The sequence below is a fragment of the Vibrio sp. Vb0349 genome (assembly GCF_033338975.1).
This window is the reverse complement of record NZ_JAWOTS010000106.1, coordinates 1-1,772: the sequence shown is the minus strand read 5'-3', so window position 1 is coordinate 1,772 and position 1,772 is coordinate 1. Positions and strand designations below refer to the sequence as shown.

Sequence of the window (1,772 nt, the reverse complement as noted above, 5' to 3'; positions counted from 1 at the left end):
TTTCACGTTCAGCTCTTTGTACATGTCATGCATTTCCTGACATAGCTGACGGATGGTGTAGCCACGGTAGCGTTCTTTATTCGCTTCGTAGACGCTTGGAAGTACGATCCTTAAACGGGCATCATCACGGATGAATTTTTCGAATCGGTTAATTTGAGCCACAAGGTGACGGATCTTACCCATATCTTCCGCAGGAGTGAGTAGGAACAAGATAGAGTTCAAGTCGCACTTCTCAGGGATGATGCCGTTTTCACGAAGGAAGTTCGCCAATAGCGTTGCAGGAATACCGAAATCTGCGTAGCTGCCGTCTTCTGCAATACCCGCAGTAGTTAGCAACAATTTACATGGGTCAACGAAGTATTGACCTTCACCGTAACCTTCAAATTTGTGCCAGCTTGCGTTTGGCTCAAACATGAAGAATTTCTTGTTCGTTGCGATCACGTCAGTGTCGTAGCTGCCCCAAGGTTGACCGTCGACTTCGTCTGGAATGAACGGACGAATCAATTCACAACTCTTAAGGATTTCTTTACGCGCTTCGATACCAGTCTTAACCGCATCACGCCATAAACGCAGACCTGCTTCGCCATCGTGGATCTTCGCGTTCACATCAAGCGCAGAGAACAGTGCGTAGAATGGTGAAGTCGATGCGTGCATCATAAACGCGTTGTTAAAGCGTTTGTGGTTACAGTAACGAGCTTGACCTTTGATATGGCGGTCTTTTTTGTGGATTTGCGATGTTTGAGAGAAGCCAGCTTGTTGTTTGTGAACAGACTGAGTCACGATCACACCTGCGTCTTCTGGTTTCAAATCCAGCAGCAGTGGTGAACAGTCTTTCATCATAGGGATGAACTGCTCGTAACCAACCCACGCAGAGTCAAACAGGATGTAGTCACAAAGATGACCGATCTTATCCATCACGTAACGAGCGTTGTAGATAGTACCGTCGTAAGTACCAAGCTGGATAATAGCAAGACGGAAAGGACGTTCATCGCGTGCACGTTCTGGATCCACTTTCGCGATTTGAGCACGAATGTATTCTTCATCGAAACAGTGCTCATCCATACCACCGATGAAGCCCCAAGGGTTACGCGCCGTTTCTAAGTAAACTGGCATACCACCCGCTTGGATTAACGCACCGTGGTGGTTCGATTTGTGGTTGTTACGGTCGAACAGTACCAAATCACCTTCAGTTACTAGCGCGTTACACACCACTTTGTTTGAAGCAGAAGTACCGTTGAGTACGAAGTAAGTTTTGTCCGCGTTAAATACTTTTGCAGCGTGCGCTTGCGCTTGGTGTGCAGAACCTTCGTGGATCAGCAAGTCACCTAAATCCACGTCCGCGTTACACAAGTCACTACGGAACAGGTTTTCGCCGAAGAAATCGTAGAATTGTTTACCAGCTGGGTGTTTTTTGAAGAACTGACCACCTTGGTGTCCCGGACAGTCAAACGCTGAGTTACCCATCTCAACATAGTGCGTTAATTGCTTGAAGAAAGGAGGAAGCAGACGACATTCGTACTTGGTTACTGCTTCGTTGATTTGACGACAGTAGTACTCAATAGATTGTCTTTCTAAATCGATAACGCCAGTTAGCCAAACGTAATCTTCTGCCGAAACTGGGTTTTCATCCGTTACTAAGAAAACTGGAATACCGTAACCCGTTTCAGAAATCATTTTATGCAGACCTGCTTTAATGTCTGCTGAAGTAATAATAGCCGCACCAACGTCGGTTAATTCAACTTGCTCTAAAGGTTGTAAATGACGATTAAATT

1 protein-coding gene is annotated in these 1,772 nt (G+C 45.9%); it reads right to left on the bottom strand.

The window, feature by feature from the left end; all coding sequences use genetic code 11:
* On the bottom strand, positions 1 to 1,772 hold a 1,772-nt coding region (gene speC / locus R7Q47_RS23610; protein ID WP_318089547.1), incomplete at both ends, for an ornithine decarboxylase.